Origin of the sequence: Pseudomonas profundi (genome assembly GCF_008638305.1) — a bacterium.
In the GTDB taxonomy this organism is placed as follows: domain Bacteria; phylum Pseudomonadota; class Gammaproteobacteria; order Pseudomonadales; family Pseudomonadaceae; genus Halopseudomonas; species Halopseudomonas profundi.
Genome location: NZ_VTPZ01000005.1, coordinates 178,729 through 194,733, shown reverse-complemented (window position 1 = coordinate 194,733; position 16,005 = coordinate 178,729). Strand labels below are relative to the sequence as shown.

Genomic DNA, 16,005 nt, shown 5'->3' with positions numbered 1-16,005 from the left:
GAATCGTTTTACTCAGAGTAAAACGGTTGCGCAGCACCTGATCGGACGTTGTTATAGGGTGCTCATCAGCTTGAAAAAGGGATACAACCATGAATAACAACAAGACTGATTTTGACGTGATTATCGTCGGTGGCGGCACCAACGGCTTGTCAGCGGGCTGCTACCTCGGCCTGGAAGGGAAAAAGATCCTGGTGCTGGAGGCGCTCGACAAAGTGGGCGGCATGGCATCGTCGGGATATCTGATCCCTGAAGCACCTGAGCATCTGGTGCACCCGTGCGCTCTCGACATGATGTCGATGCGTGTTCACTCCCACATACCCCAGGAACTGGACCTTGAGCGCCACGGATTCAAGGCGATCGAGCTGGCACCAGGGTATGTGTATCTGCACCCGGACGGGAGCTCGCTGGTGTTCTGGCGAGACCGCCTGAAGACCGCTGCGGAAATCAGGCGCTACAGTGAAAAGGACGCTGAAGCATTTCTGGAGTTCATGAACGTTATTGACATGTTCCTCGAAATTGCGCTCCCCATGATGCGTGTTGATCCGGCCAAACTGAACCTGAGTGCGAAGCTGAAAGTCGTGGGCAGCGCCCTGAAAAATCGCAAGCTCAAACCTGAATTGATGGCCCTGATGACAGGCTCCGCGCACCAGGCTGCGCGTGAACGCTTTGAACATCCAGTGACCATTTCCGCGATGTGCGCCTTGACCGGCCTGGCCGGTGATATTACCGCTGATGGCGGCGGCATCTACTATGCCTTGCTGGGCTTTCTTCACCGCTTTGGTGTCGGCCGCGTGCTCGGCGGCATGCAGCAACTAAGCAATGCCATGCGCTCCAGGCTCGAGGAGCTTGGCGGGCAGGTCATCATCTCTGCAACCGTGACGGAAATCGTCTCCAGCCAGGGCAGGGCGAAGGGGGTCAAATTGGCTGATGGGCGCGAGTTTACCGCCCGCTCGGTGATCGCCGGCTGCCATCCCAAGGTGGCGCTGGAGATGGTCACGGCGGGCGAAATGCCCAGGCATCTGCTTACCCGTATCGCCATGGCGCCGGCCAATGCCAAGGGCTCCGGACCGCTCAAGGTAGACGTGGCACTGGACGGTCAGATTTCCGTGCCGCGCTTCGAACAAGCCCGGGATGACGGCATCGACCTGCGCACGACCTGTCTGCTGATCGGCACCGAGGAAGCCGTGCTGGAAAACTTTACCGCCTGCGCCCGCGGTGAAGTACCCACTCTCCCGTATATCACCATGGCCGTTCCCAGCGCGGCGGATCCTTCCCAGGCTCCGGCCGGCCAGGATGTGCTCTATATCTATCCGCCGGTCATGCCGGTCAACCCGAAGGACGGTTGGGACAACATCAGGGAAGCGGTGGCGGATCAGGTAATCGATCAGCTTTCGGCCTATGTGGAAGGTATCAACGGACATGTCATCGGCCGGCGGATCGAAGCCGCGCCCGATTTTACCGCACGGCTGAACACGGTGAATGGATGTGTCGTGCATATCGACACCACCTCCATGCGCTCCAGCACCATGCGCCCGGCTCACGGACTGGGCGGCGATACCCTGCCGGTCGCGGGCTTGTATCTGGGCAGTGCCGGCATTCACCCCGGCGGCGGCGTGAATGGCATGTCTGGTCGCCTGGCAGCCAAACGCGTGGCCAGTTATCTGGCGAAGAATCCCTAACGATAAATAACAAGAATTACATTCTTACCAGGAGAACATGCTATGTCACTCGCAGCTCAGGAACTTGATATCGAAGCCGCCTACCACGCGGTCTCGGATACCTATCTTGGTTCGGACGTCGATATCCATGGCCTATGCCGGGAAAAGCGCCGCAACGAACCGGTGATGCAGGGCGACTTCGTCGACACCTACCTCAAGGTACCGACCAATGCCGGCGCCAAGGCGGCCAAATGTGCGGTGACGCTGTTCAGGTACAAGGACGTGATGGCGGTACTGCGTGACGCCGACACCTTCACCAGCGGTTTTATCGCCGAAGGGCTGGGTGCGTTTTTTGACGGCTTGATAGTCCTGGCGATGGATGGTGAGCAGCACCGTCGCACGCGAGCGCTACTCCAGCCGGTGTTCATGCCACAAACCGTAAATGAGTGGCGGCCCGAGATTGACCGCGTCATCCGGGAAGAATTTCTGTTGCCCATGGTGGCAGACAAGAAAGCCAATCTTATGGACTTCGGCCTCTACTTTCCGATTCGCGCCATGTATGCGCTGATGGGCTTTCCGGCCGACGATCCGGAGAAGTTCAAGAGGTACGCCAGCTGGGCGCTCGCGTTGGTGGCGGCAAACCAGATCGATCCGGAAAAGGCCAAAATTTACGGTCCCCTGGCTGGCCAGGCGGTGAAGAACCTTTACGATGCGATCAAAGAGATTGTCGTCCGCAAGCGTGCCGAGGGTACTCAAGGTAATGATCTGATCAGCCGCCTGATCAATGCGGAATATGAGGGGCGGGCACTGGACGATCATGAAGTGACCACCTTCGTCCGTTCGCTGCTGCCCGCTGCGGGAGAAACCACCACCCGGACGTTCAGCTCGGTGATGACGCTGTTGCTGGAGCGCCCCGAACTGCTGGAACGAGTGCGCACTGATCGCAGCCTGATCGGCAAGCTGATCGACGAATCCGTGCGTTACGAGCCGGTCTCGACCTTCAAGGTCCGCCAGGCCTCCAAGGACGTCGAGATTGGCGGCGTTATGGTGCCCAAGGGCTCGATGGTCCAGTGCATGGTGATTTCCGCCAACCGGGATGAAGAAGCCTTCGACAATCCGGATGCCTTCGAGCTGGATCGCAAGGCGCGCCCTGCGCTGGGATTTGGGTTTGGTCCGCATATGTGCATTGGACAGTTCGTGGCCAAGGTAGAGTTGAACAGCGCGATCAACGGCATTCTCGATCTGTTCCCCAACATCCGGCTGGATCCGGAGATGCCCGCGCCTAAGATTGCCGGGGCGCAGCTGCGTGGCGCGAAGACCGTTCATGCGATCTGGGACTGAAGCGCAGCACAAGCCAGATTACGATGGTCCGGATTACGATAGTCCAGCCCTACAAGGTGAAGATAAATGAGCAATATCGATAGTAAAGAGATCGAGAAATTTTTGCACGGCCAGCTGGAATGCTGGAACGCCGGTGACCGGGACGGTTTTTTTGAACACTACCGAAACGTTTCCCCCAATGGGCTGGATATCGAATATCTGGGCCGACCCGTGATGGAAGGTTTCGCGGTGCTGGAAGGCATGTGGGACCAGCAGAACAGCAAGTTCAGCGTGGAGGTCGAGCTGTCGATCATTGCCGCCAACGAAGCAGCCTGCCACCACAAGAACGTGATGCGCGACGGTAGCGGTGTTATCGAGACCATCGAGCTGTACAAGTTCGAGCAGGGCAAGACGCTGGTGCGCTACTTCATCAAGCAATGATGGGTAGGCCAGTCTGACCCTTCAGTCTAGGCCTCAAAATAACCGCAGGTAACGCTGCGGTTTTTCGGCGTCTGGTGCATGTTGGCGCGCGACGCACAGATGCACAGCCCAGCTCTGCTATGATTGGCGCTAGCGTCGAGCAAATCCCATCCAGGCCGAGCAAATCCCATCCAGGATATCCCCTATGAGCAAACAACTCGTTGAGAGCTGGCGCATCGAAGAGCGTCGGCAAATCGTCTCCCAGCGAGGCTTGAACGTCTGGCCGCATGATCAGCCGGACGATCTGGAGCAGATCGAACACATCCGTGAATGGCTCGATAGCCTGCTGGAGCCGGTAGTGCTGGACCATCCGTTGCATCCGTTGAAAATGCTGGTGTTCAGGGGTTTCAGCCCACGCATGGCTTACTATTTTGCCCTCGGTGATTACGAAGAAGCGGACCTCGAGCTGATCGAGAAAATGGTCAGACCGGGGGATAAGGTGCTGGAGTGTGGCGGCGGTGCCGGTATGACCGGCTCGTTGGCGGCGCGCTGTTCGGGTAATCCGGTCACCATCGTCGAGCCCAATGGGCTTATGCATGGGATTATCCGACAGAACGTTCAGCTTAACGGACAGGAATGTCGGCTGATTGCGGCGGCCGTGGTGGCCGACGACTACTCAGGCGATACGCTGACGCTTCGCGTGCAGGATGAATACTGGTGGAGTTCGGTGCTGGATCATGGGTCGGGGGAGCCGGTTCAGACGGCGGTCGCCAGGATCTCCGATCTGCTGGCCAGCATCTGTCCCAGCGTCCTGGTGCTGGATATCGAGGGCGCGGAAGTAGGGCTGTTGCCCGACAAGCTGCCCGATGATTTGCGACTGATCATGGTCGAGTTGCATTCACCGGATATAGGCGATGAGGCCACTGTCAGCGTAGTCAACACGATAATGCGTCAGGGTTTCCGCCTCTGCCATGTCAGGTCCCAGACCTGGGTGTTCGAGCGAGCGGCCTGAGCCGTCATCAAGCCATTTCGGGTTGATAGGGCTGGGGCTGGAATGCGCTGGCCGAGCGCAGCGTCAACAGGCTCAGGGATGCCACCATTGCCGCGACCAGCGAATACATGATGACGGGGTCGTAGTTTCCGTACTGGGTATGGATGTAGCCGAAAAAAGCCGGAGACATCCCCGCCACGATAGTCACCAGACCCAGATGCAAGCCGAAGATGCGCGCATAATCCTTCATGCCGAAATAGCGGGCAATGAGAAAGGCGGCAATATCAAATTCCGCGCCCGCGCTTAAACCTATGCAGACAGTAGCCAGCACCAGCAAGGCGGTAGACTCGGGGCCCGTTACCAGCAAGATAAGGCAACCTATGGCCGGGGTGAACAGCGCAGCGGCGGAAATGACGATGGGCGAGTAATGATCGAGCAGGTACCCAACAAACAACCGCCCGACAATGATGGATGCGCCGAAGGCACTGAAGATCTGGCTGGCGGTAAGTGCTGGTACGCCTTTGTCCTGCAGGTAAGGCACCATCACCGTGACCATGGCGACGATAAGCGATACGGACAGAATGAGCGATAGGTTGCACATCCAGAAGATCCTTGATTTGCGCGCTTCGGCAAAGCTGAGTCCGCTCGCCGCCAGAAGGGCCGTGCGGGCTTTTCCTTGAATGCTTTGGGGCTCGGCTGTCGGGATGTGCAGCCACAGCAGCGCCATGGGGAGCGTGGTCACCAGGGGCATGATCGCGAGCAGTACAAAGCCTGCCTGCCAGCCCCAGCGTTCCATGCACCAGGCCAGCAGGGGCGGAACGATTAACGCCGCCACGCCGGTCCCGCTCAGGATTATCGCCAGCGCCAGCCCACGGTTGCGCTCGTACCATAGGCTGATGAGTTGGGTCCAGGTGATGGCAATGGTTCCCAGGCAAAGCAGCGGCATGGCGAAAAACGCGAAATACAGCCAGGCGATATTGCCATTGAGCTGGGTCAGGGCGGCGTAGCACAGAACCTGCAGAACCAGGGAGACAATGGCCACCCGCCGCAAGCCGAAGCGGGCGTACAGCCATCCGAGCAACTGCGACGCGACGGCCACGCCAGCAAAGAGAAAGGTAATGGATGCCTGCAATTCGCCGCGGCTCCAGCCAAAGGCCTCCTGAAGCGGGATAACCATAGTGCCGAAGCCATAGAGCAGGGCCGCACTCATGCTGGTAACAACGCCAAACACGCCGAGAATCAGAAACCGCCAGCCCAGGCGGAATTCGGTAAGATCCAGCCTTGGTTGACGTGACAGGTTATGGTCGGACATTTTGCAACTCCTGCGGCACCTGCGCCTGCATGAAAGCCGGCGCATGAAATCAGCATTGTTTTTATGATTTTTTAAGTAACTCTTCGACCTTGGGCAAAGCGACCATGGTGGCTCCGCCATCCACCAGCAGCGAGGTGCCGGTGATGTAACCCGCCTCGCTTGAGGTCAGGAACAACACTGCGGAAGCGATATCAGCCGATTGCCCCAATCGGGGAACCGGAAAATGCTCCGCCAGCAAGTGGGGTAGCTCGTCGCCCAGGGTGCTCAACATATGGTGGGTGCCGATCAGGCCCGGTTCGACCACGTTGACCAGAATGTTCAGTGCGCCGAATTCGACGGCAAGCCCGCGCGCGAAGGCGTTCATAAAGGCCTTGCTTGAGCCGTAGGGGATCAGCGTTGGGGTGTACTTGCGGTTGGCCTCGCCGGAGGAAATGAAGATGATGCGTCCCTTGTCCTCCGCCTTGGTGAGGTGCGGCGCGGCATCCTTGGCCAGCCAGAACAGGGACTGGATGTTGCTGCGTACCAAGTGATCGAAGGTCTCGTCCGGCATCTCGGTGATCAACCCGTGGGCGGTATCTGCCGCGCAGTGAACCACAATATCCAGCTGACCGAAGTGCTCGATGGCACCCTCTACCATGGACCTTATCGCTGCCCGGTCGGCTATATCGCCGCCGACCAGCGCCGCTTCACGATCCAGCGCGTTTATCTGCTCGACCGTTTCATGACCGTATTTCGGGGTTCTTGCTGACACCACAACCTTGGCGCCTTCTTGAGCGTAGGCCAGGGCGATGGCTCTGCCCATGCCGCGTCCGGCGCCAGTCACCAGAACGACCTTGTCTTTGAATCTCATGTATTGCTCCCGCAGTGTCGAATCGAGTTGGCTGCCTGCAACGCAGGCAGACATGAAGCAGCGTTACAGATCAGCGCCGCGCACGTTGCGGGCTGTGCCGTTGCGACGGTCCGATTCGCCCCAGGCCAGCCAGCGGTCTGGTTCGCGATCGTCGCCAACTCGACGCCAGCGCCCTTCCTGCTGGGCAGTGATGGGGAAGCCGCCGACGAAATCGATCATTTCGCCCTTCGGCGCGGGAACAAATTCCCATTCTTCCTCACCGTCCAGGATGATGCGCGCCGAATCCAGGAAGTAGCTGCCGTCCTTGTGCACCGCCACGCCTTCAATATCGGTCGTCGTGCGTATTTCGCCTTTTTCATTCATGAAAATGGCATAGCCGAGGTGTTCGTGACCGACCATGAATGAGCCCGAGTCCCAAGTGCCGTCCTTGTAGATGGTCACGAATGACCACCAGATGACGTGCATCTTGTTGTTTACCACCAGGTCCTTCTTGAAGTGGATGGCGCCGCCTTCGGCCATGTAGAACTGGTCCAGGGCCATTGCGCCCTTTACCGGACGGCCCTCGCAGGTTCCCGAAATATCCCAGAGCTGGGAAACATAAAAGGTGCCCCATTCAACGCCTGGCAAGTACCACTGCAATCCGGGCCCAAGCAATTTGCCTTCAAGTTCAAACAGGCCTTCCTCCTTCCAGGTGAGCCTTTCGCTGGACGCGGTGATCTTCCAGGAATTGCCGGGCTCGTCAGGCTGATTGGTCCAGGTGACGGTGTCGCCTTCCAGCGTCTGCACCGGGATGGGCGTGGGTGCCTGGGCGGCCATACGCTCATGATCCATGCGTAGATGCTGTCCATCAATATGGTTGGTCTGATAGATGAACTTGGTTGGATTGGGCGTGCCGTTGGGCGCCAGGAGCGAGCGCACGAAAGAGTAAATGTTGCCCTCTTCGTCGCGCACCGAGCCAAAGGGGGAGCTCTTGCTCAACTGCAGCCCGAAGAAGCCCCGTTCACCGGCCATCGCTGGCCCAGTTACCTTGTGGGGGCCAACCAGCTGCTGATAACCAAAATCGCCGCGTTCAGGAATCGTTGTAAAAGTTCGCATAGCATTCTCATTGTTTTTAGGTGACTGGGGGTGGGTTATCGCTGGCTATGCCGCGATACGATTGCTTCCGGCGCCATGTTCCGTTCAGGTAGCGGGGTGGAAACAAACTTGTAACCGCCCTTCAGCCCATCGTTGATCACGCCGTACATTCCCTTGTTGAAGTCGTAGATTACGTTTTTGACGTTGTAGGGAATGTCCAGGTCGTAGAGTTGAACGCCGCTCAGGAACATCGACCGATACAGATTCCCCTGCTGGTCCCAGGCGTCATACAAGCCGACACCGAAGGTGTCTTCGTCCAGATAGTAGGTGCGCTTGGCATACACATGTCTGCTGTCTGGCTTGAGAGTGGCTTCCACTACCCAGACACGATGCAGTTCCCAGCGCTCACATTCAGGATTCGCATGGTTTTCAAGCATCTGCTCCTCCTGGCCACAATTGAAATAGAACTCGTAAGCGTTATAGGGAATGAACATCTCCTTGCGGCCGACCAGTTTGTAATCGAAACGCTCCTGGCTGCCGGAGAACATCTGCAGTTCATCGAAAAGCGTGACGCCGCCCTGACTCGCGACGGGTGTATCGAAGGCGAATTCCGGGGCCAGCTTGATGCGGCGCTGCCCTGGGGAATAGCTCCAGGCCCTGCGGGGTTGTTCTATCGGGTCGAGGTAGTCGGCCAGAACCGTTACCTCGCCTGCCCGGCGGGCTGGGTATCGGTTGAGGGAAAATACCCTGGCATACATGTCGGGGTTCCGATCTTCCTGGTCAACCTGGTAATAGGGCATTTCTTCAAAGGTCTGCTGCTCCGCGGCTTTGGTAACGCTGCCGTTGGAATCGATGATCCAGCTGTTGGAGGAGGCAGTGGTCGAGTACCCGGAGCCAATCTTGTAACGCAGCTGCTGGTTCCATAGCACTTCGTTGCCCGACTGGGGAATGGGAAAAGGTAGTCCGCCACGACAGGCGGTATCCACAGCCAGCCCGTCTTTCTCGGTATGACACTCGGTGGCGTTGCGAATGGTTGCCTCGACCACTTCCTTTGGATAGGCGGCAGTACGGTGGCTGGGAAAGATGTCGAGGTAATAGTCCGGATTGGTTTGCAACAGGTGCTTTTGTCCGGCACTCAGTTTGTCGGCGTATTGATCCATGTTGCTGGAGTCGATACGAAACAGCGGTTCTTCGTCCTTATAGGGATCAACCCAGAACCCCGAATCGGGCTCGAAACCTTCGGGCGCCGTGCGCAGACCGCCGGTATACGCAGGGATGGTGCCCTCACTGTTGCCTTCTTTGATGGCGCCCCAGGGCGTAAGACTTTCCCCCAGCTTGGCTGCTTCTTCGGGGCTGACCGCAGCCAGCGAGAATGTCGAGAGGCCGCTGAGTGCGGCGAGTAACACCAATCGATGCTTCATATGGTTCTCCAATTGTTTTTATTTGAACGATGGCCCAGCTTTACGTCTGTCCGGGATAGCAGCGTGGCTCTGCAGCTGGACGGCAGGGCATTTTTCAGGCGCGCTCGAAAAGCGTTCTGCAGGGTATGAAGGAGCTGATCACAGAAACGAATGCCTTCCAGCGTTGAGCTTTCCGGCAATCGATACATGACAACGCGAGGATGTGAGCTGGCCATGCAAGGCCATTCTGGATGGTTCATCGAAGGCAACCTTTTGTTTTTGTTATTGAAACTAAATTGACGAGCGCTATATGCACGCGCCTTGGCCATGCATTGAACCTAGCAGAGCAATTCGAATAAATCTACGATAGAGAATCTAGTTCTAACCGAAGAATTATGTTGGAAATTAGCATGAGGGTTATTCAGGCGGTGGCTGATAGTTGTTGTAGGTCAAGCACGGTGGGAGGTGGCGAGCACCATGTGTGTTTTTTTTGGGGCGATGGACGATGCGCCAGGAAGGCTGAATGAATCGTTTTACTCCAAGTAAAACAAAACCCCTTCTGAGAGGGGTTATGAGATGAAAATACACCATGCCGCTGAACGTCAAAGCCGCTCCGTGGCAACTAGCGGCCCGGTCCCTATCTCAACTCAGCATCAACATTCCACCGTCAATCATCAGGGTCTGGCCGGTCACGAAGCGCGAACCCTCACCGGCGAGAAAAACCAGAACGGGCGCAAGATCCTGCGTGGCATCGCCAAGCTGGCCTCCAAGCGGAATCAGACTGGCCATGAATGCATCGTGCTGCTTAAGCTGGGTCTCGCTCATGCTGGCGCGGGTGGCGTCGTACATTGGCGTCCATATCGCCGGGGCGATGGCGTTAACGGTAATGCCGTGCGGACCCCACTCGCGTGCGACGGTACGCGTCCATGCCAAGACCGCGCCCTTGCTGGCGGCGTAGTGCGCTTTGCCAGGCTGCCCGCCCACTCCAGCGGCTGAGGCAAAATTAATGATCCGCCCGCCACCTTGTCGCATACGCTCGTAGGCCGCGCGGTTGGTCAGAAAGGTGCCGCGGGTGTTTACCGCAAACACTTGTTCCCACTCATCCAGGGTGATTTCATCAGCAGTGGCGTTGGGCGCTATTCCAGCAGCATTGACCAGCACGTCCAGCCCGCCCAACTGACCGGTAGCCAAGTCGAACGCTTCGTTCACCGACGCGGAATCGGAGATATCACAGATCCGGCTTTTTGCCCAACCGCCTCCCTCACTCATCACAGGCTCTTGCGAGGTGTCGACATCAAGACTGATGACATGGGCGCCCTCGGCGATGTATGCCGCGACGATCGCAGCGCCAATGCCGCGCGCGCCGCCTGTCACGATGATGCGTTTGCCAGCCAGTTGCATGGAGCCGCCCTCATGGTGTGCAGCGACGCCTGCCGCTGCTGGATAGGAGATTGTGGTTATTCGATTCGCGACAGCGCGCCCTCAAACAGCCGCAGCGCTGAGGCGTGGTGTTTTCTACCGTGTTCCATCGACGCCTTGCCCGCGCAAGCCCGGGCGTAGCTGACTTCTAGAAAAATGCCAAGCTTGAAAGCCGCGAGCACCAGATACCAGGTAAAGGCTTCGAAGCTGCGGGAGCTGCCGGCCACATAGCGCGCCACCAGCTCGTCCACTGCGGGGAACCCTTCCCAGGGATGTACCTCGATCGTGCCGGCGCCATGGCCGCTGGCGTCCGGCCATGTCACCACCAGCCAGGCAAGATCCAGCAACGGATCGCCGACGGTAGCAAGCTCCCAGTCAACGATCGCACTAAGCTTCGGCTCCTTGCGACTGAACATCACATTGGATAGATGATAGTCGCCGTGCAGGATGCCTGGGCTGAACCGTTGCGGGCAGTTGTCATTCAGCCAGCGCGCCAGCCGGTCGAGCCCAGGAAGGCTGCCTGCGCCCGGCCAACCGGCGTAGCCGGCAACGCTTTCAAGCTGATGCAGCCAGCGGGCCACCTGCCGTTGATGAAAGCCGTCGGGCCGCCCGAAGCCGTCGAGACCGATGGCTCGATAGTCCAGCTCATGAAGGCAAAGCAGCGCGTCGACCATGGCCAGTCCCATGCGCTGGCGAATGTCGCGATCGCCGGCATGGGGCAGCGGCAAACCGGCTGCGCAATTGGGATTGAAGCCATCCACGGGTTCCATCAGGTAGAACTTCGCACCGAGGACAGTCTCGTCATCGCAGGCCGCGATCAATGCGGCGTGCGGCACCCGGCTGCCCGCCAGTGCCTTCAGCACGCGGGCTTCGCGTGCGATGGTCTTGCCACCTACTTCCCGTAATTCCGCCGATGGCCGACGCAGCACAAATTCACGTTCGCCCCGACGAAAGCGCAGCAATAGATTCTGCGTGCCGCCGGTGAGCCGCACGGCATTTTCCAGCGGTCCGGACGCAAGTTTCCGCTCATCCATCCAGGCGCCCAAACGGTCGAGATCGACCAGCTCGCGCCACTCAGCCTGGCTGCTCACCGCTGCTCTCCGCTTTGTTCCAACGTCGCTAGCGCGTCGGCATATTTCTCACGTGCCAGCGCCGCCGCGGTCGGGCGGTGGTAGCTGGGAAAGAGACTGTCGCTTGGCTGGTAGTCCCGTAGTAATTGCTTGGCCACGGTGACCTTATGCACCTCAGTCGGGCCGTCCGCCAGGCCCATCTGGAAGGAACGCAGAATGTACCCGGCGAATGGCATCTCCTCAGACACGCCGATCGAGCCATGTACATGCAGGGCGCGCGCGGCAATGTCATGCAGCACCTTGGGCATGGCTGCCTTTACTGCGGCGATGTCTTTACGCACGCGCAAATAGTCCTGGTACTTGTCGATGCGCCAGGCGGTGCGCATCACCAGCAACCGGAACTGCTCCAGCTCGATCCAGGAGTCGGCGATTTTTTCCTGCACCATCTGCTTTTCGGCCAGCAGGCCGCCCTGGGTGGTGCGCGACAGGGCGCGCTCGCACAATGCATCGAGCGCTCTTTGCGCCTGCCCGATAACGCGCATGGCGTGATGCACGCGACCACCACCGAGTCGCACTTGGGCGACGACGAAGGCTTCGCCGGGCTCGCCGAGCAGGTCGCTGGACGATACCCGCACCTTGTCGAAACGCAGGTAGGCGTGCGTGGCCTCCGGATCGTCGGCTATACCGACGTTGCGCACGATGTTCACGCCCGGCGCATTCGCCGGAACGATAAACATGGTGGTGCCCTTGTGCACCGAAACGCTCTTGTCGGTCACTGCCATGACAATAAAAAACGCCGCGTAGCGTGCATTGGAGCCGAACCACTTCTCACCGCTGATAAGCCAGTCGTCGCCGTCGCGCACGGCCTCGGTGGTGAACACGCTGGGGTCGGCGCCGCCCTGGGGCTCGGTCATGGCAAAGCAGGAGACGATCTCGTTGCCGAGCAAGGGTTCGAGGTACTTGCGTTTCTGCTCTTCGCTACCGTAGTGCGCGAGAATTTCGCCATTGCCCGAATCCGGCGCGTGGCAGCCGAAAACAATAGGCGCGAACAGTGCACGGCCGAGAATTTCATTGATCAGCGCCAGGCGCACCTGGCCATAACCTGGCCCGCCCAACTCAGGACCAAGATGACACGCCCAGAGCCTGCGAGCCCTGACCTGCGCCTGTAGTGGACGCACCAGCTGCTTGAATAGCGGATCATGAATGTTCCAAGGGCTGCCCAGTACATGCTCCAGCGGCTCGACTTCCTCACGAACGAAGCGGTCGATCCAGTCCAGCTCGGTTTGAAAGTCCGGATCGGTTTCGAAATCCCAGCTCATGTCTTGCCCCTAACAGTATGAGTGACGCTCAAGCGAGCAGCATGCCGCCATCGACCAACAAGGTCTGACCCAGCATGTAGCCAGCCAGCGGCGAAGCCAGGAACAGCGCAACGTTGGCCATGTCCTGTGGGGTGCCGAGGCGGCCCAGTGGAATTGCACGTAGCGCACCTTCGAGGCGTTTGGGGTTTTCAGTGGTGACGCGGGTGAGTTTGGTCTCCACCAGGCCCGGAGCGATGCCATTGACCCGGATGCCATCGCGCGCCCAGGCCTCACCAAGCGTGCGGGTCAGGCCAAAGGCCCCGGTCTTGGAGGCGTTGTAGGCCGGATTGCCTCGGGTCGAATGGAAGGCCGCCGCCGAGCTGACCGTAATCATCGCGCCACGTGATTCCTTGAGCAGCTCGAAAAACTTCTGCGCGCAGACCATCAGGCTTGTGAGGTTTATATCCAATACTTTCTTGAAGCCTTCAGTGAGAAATTCCTGACGATCGTAGAGCACCGTACCTTGCGCCTGAACTAACACATCAAGCCGAGTGAACGGCACGACCGCAGCCTCGATCACGTCAGCGTCGGAGACATCGATCTGCGCGTAGTGCAGTCCTTCGAGGCGCGAATCCACCGAGTCAGCGTAATCCTGTGCGCTCGGGCGGGTCCCCCAAACATGCACCTCCGCGCCGCGCTGGCGAAAGCTCTGCGCGATGCCGTTACCGATGCCGCTGGAGCCACCGACTACCAGCACCGTCTTGCCGCTGAAATCCAATTCGTTCATGGCGTTTTTCCTTGTTTGTTTTTATTCGCTTCTCAACGCGCAACCGTTTGACTGCATTGGGTTCCGGCGTCGATTCAGAGGGAGCGGGTCGCAGTGCCACCCGCCAGCAAGGTTCGATGGGATGCGTACAAGGTTTCACAGCCGAACAACGCCGGCCGCAGCCAGTCGGTCCAACTCAATATCGCCGATACCAAGCCCGCCGAGCACCTCGCGGCTGTGCTGGCCGAGGGCCGGTGGCGGGCGATCCAGCGACAATGGCAGATCACCGAAATCCCAGAACGCGCCAATCTGTTGCAGTTCGCCGTACACCGCATGTCGATAACGGGTATGCAAGCCAGCCGCGGCGTGGTCAGGGTTGTCGAGAAAGGGGTCGAGCTGCGCCTCGAGAACGGCTTCGGCGGGCACATCGTGCGCGCTCAAGGATAACAGCGCATCGGTCTGGGTCTGCGCGGCGAAATGCGCCTCGGGATAAGCGCCGACTAGCCCGTGGAAACGCTGCGCTTCTTCGGGCGCCAGCGCCGCCACGGCGACCCAGCCGTCACTACAACAATACAGCCGGTGCGTGTCGCACAGGCCAGTCTGGGTGGCGTCCAGGTGCGCTATCGGCGTGACGCTACCGTCCTCGCGGACGACCGCTTCGCTCATGGTGAGCAACGTAGCGCCAAGTAACGACGCGTTCACCATTTGCCCTTCGCCGGTCCGCGCCCGCTGGTAAAGACCCAATAGCAGAACGTACAGCGAAGAAAGCCCCGCAAAGAAATCACCAACGCCGAAACGCAGCCACATCGGCGGCTGGCCGGCACCGCCCTGTTCTACTTCCCAGCCGCAGGAGGCCTGCATCAGCTGGTCGAAGCCGGGCCAATCCGCACGTGGCCCGGTGGGTCCATAAGCACTGACGTGGCAGTAGAGAAGTTGCGGATTGATCAGCTTGAGGCAGTCGTAATCGACCTTCAGCTTGCGCGCTGCCGGCAAGCGCATGTTGTGATGGACCACATCGGCCCAACGTACCAGCGCCTCGACCGCCGGCTGACTTAGCTCATCGCCAAGTTTGAGCGCGACGCCGAGCTTGCCGCGCTGAGTGCCACTGAAAATGCGTTCCAGCCGACGCATGGCATCGCCGGCTGGGGCTTCGACCTTGATGACCTCTGCGCCCAGATCGGCCAGCATCATGCAGGCGAACGGTCCGGCCAGATAGGCGCCCAGATCGAGCACCTTGAGGTCATGCAAGGGTGGCAACGGCTCGCCCTGACGCGCCGTGCCCGGAATCAAACGCCGCTTTGGTGAAGTCTTGAAGCCGGCGCCGTTGTCCGCTCCAGGCTGAGGTGCGGAACGACCTATGCGTGCCGGCGGTGTGATCTTCCAGGCTGGCCCCGGTTGCAGCGTCTTGCCGAGCGTGGCGTCATCCACTTCAACGACATAGCCATTCAGCCGCGCCTGCTCGTCGAAATAGATGTCACCGAACGGCGCGGCAATCTGCGCGGAAACATCGTGCTGCCAGAAATGCTCGACCCAATCCTGAGCGGGCCGCATGGCGATGATGGCCCGGTTGGCCCCGAAATTCGGCGCCACATGGCTTGGCGGCCACTGTGCATTGAGCCGAGCGACTTCCGCCTCGCCCAGCTCAGCCATGGCGCTGTCCATCCACGGCGATTTATCCGGCGAGTAATGCACGTGAATCCAGCGACCATCGGCGCACTGGTGCAGCGGGATCGGGATGTGCTTGTCCAATCCCTTGGCAAACACCGGTGTCGGCGTTTGCGCGCGGCTCCAGTGCATGGTCATCGGAACCAGCGCGGCCTGGGCCAGACTGGTGTGCGCCGCGCCGCCATGTCCATCACGATCACGGGCGATCAACCGCGCCATCACGCCCACCACACACAGCCAGCTTGCCAGCCAGTTGGCAAAGGGCATGCGCACGAATACCGGCCCAGCGCGGTGGCCCGGCTGTTCGTCGAGCAGGCCCAGGCGTGCCAGCACCAGGGTTTCACGTGGCATTGCTTCGGCCAATGGATGCTTCTTTGGCCAGCCCGTGATGGCTGAAACGATCAGGCCAGGAAAGCGCTCCGCCAGCTGTACATCGTCAAGCCCCAGCGTCGCGGCCTGTTTGGGAGTGAATTCGTGGATGAACACGTCGGCGACGGCCAGCAGCTGTTCGAGTTGCTGCTGCCCGTCCGGCACGTCGATATCCAGCGTGACACTGCTCTTGCCCCGATTGAGCACCGCAAATAGCGCCTCCTGTCTCCGCGCCGGATTGCCGGGCGGCTCGACCAGAATCACCTCGGCGCCTGCTTCGCACAGGTGCAAACCCGCCGCAGCGCTCGCAATGCCTGAACCCAGGCTGACGACACGCAGGCCGTGCAACGTTGACTCACTCATAAGCACCTCTGAGTATCTTGTTTTGTCCGG

At 59.5% G+C, this 16,005-nt stretch carries 13 protein-coding genes; 4 read left to right on the top strand and 9 right to left on the bottom strand.

The features are described from left to right. The first annotated feature begins 89 nt into the window (after nt 1-89). The 4 genes from FZE95_RS08960 to FZE95_RS08945 all read left to right on the top strand — a co-directional run bounded on the left by FZE95_RS08960 (nt 90) and on the right by FZE95_RS08945 (nt 4,410). Complete coding sequence (locus tag FZE95_RS08960) at nt 90-1,679, top strand: phytoene desaturase family protein (protein ID WP_150300514.1); 1,590 nt, start codon at nt 90-92, stop codon at nt 1,677-1,679. 42 nt (nt 1,680-1,721) lie between these two features. After that, on the top strand, nt 1,722-2,999 hold the full coding sequence (locus FZE95_RS08955; RefSeq protein ID WP_150300513.1) for a cytochrome P450: 1,278 nt from the start codon (nt 1,722-1,724) through the stop codon (nt 2,997-2,999). A gap of 66 nt (nt 3,000-3,065) precedes the next feature. Beyond that, the gene (locus tag FZE95_RS08950) at nt 3,066-3,419 is read left to right on the top strand and encodes a nuclear transport factor 2 family protein (protein ID WP_150300512.1); all 354 of its coding nucleotides are present in this window, start codon (nt 3,066-3,068) and stop codon (nt 3,417-3,419) included. Between the two features lie 184 nt (nt 3,420-3,603). Further along, a complete protein-coding gene (locus tag FZE95_RS08945; RefSeq protein WP_150300511.1) occupies nt 3,604-4,410 on the top strand; it encodes an FkbM family methyltransferase in 807 nt (268 codons plus the stop codon). A 7-nt stretch (nt 4,411-4,417) separates the two neighbouring features. Here the strand turns inward: FZE95_RS08945 and FZE95_RS08940 are convergent, their stop codons facing one another. The 9 genes from FZE95_RS08940 to FZE95_RS08900 form a co-directional block, all read right to left on the bottom strand. Continuing rightward, the gene (locus FZE95_RS08940) at nt 4,418-5,701 is read right to left on the bottom strand and encodes an MFS transporter (RefSeq protein ID WP_150300510.1); all 1,284 of its coding nucleotides are present in this window, start codon (nt 5,699-5,701) and stop codon (nt 4,418-4,420) included. Between the two features lie 61 nt (nt 5,702-5,762). Beyond that, nucleotides 5,763-6,551 (bottom strand): SDR family NAD(P)-dependent oxidoreductase, encoded by a 789-nt coding sequence (locus tag FZE95_RS08935; RefSeq protein WP_150300509.1) that lies wholly within the window; start codon nt 6,549-6,551, stop codon nt 5,763-5,765. A 63-nt stretch (nt 6,552-6,614) separates the two neighbouring features. After that, complete coding sequence (locus FZE95_RS08930; RefSeq protein ID WP_150300508.1) at nt 6,615-7,646, bottom strand: hypothetical protein; 1,032 nt, start codon at nt 7,644-7,646, stop codon at nt 6,615-6,617. A gap of 35 nt (nt 7,647-7,681) precedes the next feature. Beyond that, entirely contained in the window at nt 7,682-9,046 is a 1,365-nt protein-coding gene (locus FZE95_RS08925) for a DUF1329 domain-containing protein (RefSeq protein ID WP_150300507.1), read from the bottom strand. Between the two features lie 621 nt (nt 9,047-9,667). Beyond that, complete coding sequence (locus FZE95_RS08920) at nt 9,668-10,426, bottom strand: SDR family NAD(P)-dependent oxidoreductase (protein WP_150300506.1); 759 nt, start codon at nt 10,424-10,426, stop codon at nt 9,668-9,670. Nucleotides 10,427-10,482: 56 nt separating this feature from the next. Beyond that, nucleotides 10,483-11,535, bottom strand: a complete 1,053-nt coding sequence (locus FZE95_RS08915; protein WP_223825013.1) for a phosphotransferase family protein — start codon at nt 11,533-11,535, stop codon at nt 10,483-10,485. Further along, nucleotides 11,532-12,833, bottom strand: coding sequence for an acyl-CoA dehydrogenase family protein (locus FZE95_RS08910; RefSeq protein ID WP_150300505.1), 1,302 nt, complete (start codon nt 12,831-12,833; stop codon nt 11,532-11,534). Before FZE95_RS08910 ends, FZE95_RS08915 begins: the two co-directional genes overlap by 4 nt. 28 nt (nt 12,834-12,861) lie before the next feature. After that, entirely contained in the window at nt 12,862-13,599 is a 738-nt protein-coding gene (locus FZE95_RS08905) for an SDR family NAD(P)-dependent oxidoreductase (RefSeq protein WP_150300504.1), read from the bottom strand. 135 nt (nt 13,600-13,734) lie between these two features. Further along, a complete protein-coding gene (locus FZE95_RS08900; RefSeq protein WP_150300503.1) occupies nt 13,735-15,975 on the bottom strand; it encodes a CoA transferase in 2,241 nt (746 codons plus the stop codon). Nucleotides 15,976-16,005 lie beyond the last annotated feature (30 nt).

Bases quoted from the DNA above. Each gene is read 5' to 3' on its own strand.
- FZE95_RS08960 (WP_150300514.1), top strand. From the start codon at position 90: ATGAATAACAACAAGACTGATTTTGACGTGATTATCGTCGGTGGCGGC.
- FZE95_RS08955 (WP_150300513.1), top strand. From the start codon at position 1,722: ATGTCACTCGCAGCTCAGGAACTTGATATCGAAGCCGCCTACCACGCG.
- FZE95_RS08950 (WP_150300512.1), top strand. From the start codon at position 3,066: ATGAGCAATATCGATAGTAAAGAGATCGAGAAATTTTTGCACGGCCAG.
- FZE95_RS08945 (WP_150300511.1), top strand. From the start codon at position 3,604: ATGAGCAAACAACTCGTTGAGAGCTGGCGCATCGAAGAGCGTCGGCAA.
- FZE95_RS08940 (WP_150300510.1), bottom strand. From the start codon at position 5,701: ATGTCCGACCATAACCTGTCACGTCAACCAAGGCTGGATCTTACCGAA.
- FZE95_RS08935 (WP_150300509.1), bottom strand. From the start codon at position 6,551: ATGAGATTCAAAGACAAGGTCGTTCTGGTGACTGGCGCCGGACGCGGC.
- FZE95_RS08930 (WP_150300508.1), bottom strand. From the start codon at position 7,646: ATGCGAACTTTTACAACGATTCCTGAACGCGGCGATTTTGGTTATCAG.
- FZE95_RS08925 (WP_150300507.1), bottom strand. From the start codon at position 9,046: ATGAAGCATCGATTGGTGTTACTCGCCGCACTCAGCGGCCTCTCGACA.
- FZE95_RS08920 (WP_150300506.1), bottom strand. From the start codon at position 10,426: ATGCAACTGGCTGGCAAACGCATCATCGTGACAGGCGGCGCGCGCGGC.
- FZE95_RS08910 (WP_150300505.1), bottom strand. From the start codon at position 12,833: ATGAGCTGGGATTTCGAAACCGATCCGGACTTTCAAACCGAGCTGGAC.
- FZE95_RS08905 (WP_150300504.1), bottom strand. From the start codon at position 13,599: ATGAACGAATTGGATTTCAGCGGCAAGACGGTGCTGGTAGTCGGTGGC.
- FZE95_RS08900 (WP_150300503.1), bottom strand. From the start codon at position 15,975: ATGAGTGAGTCAACGTTGCACGGCCTGCGTGTCGTCAGCCTGGGTTCA.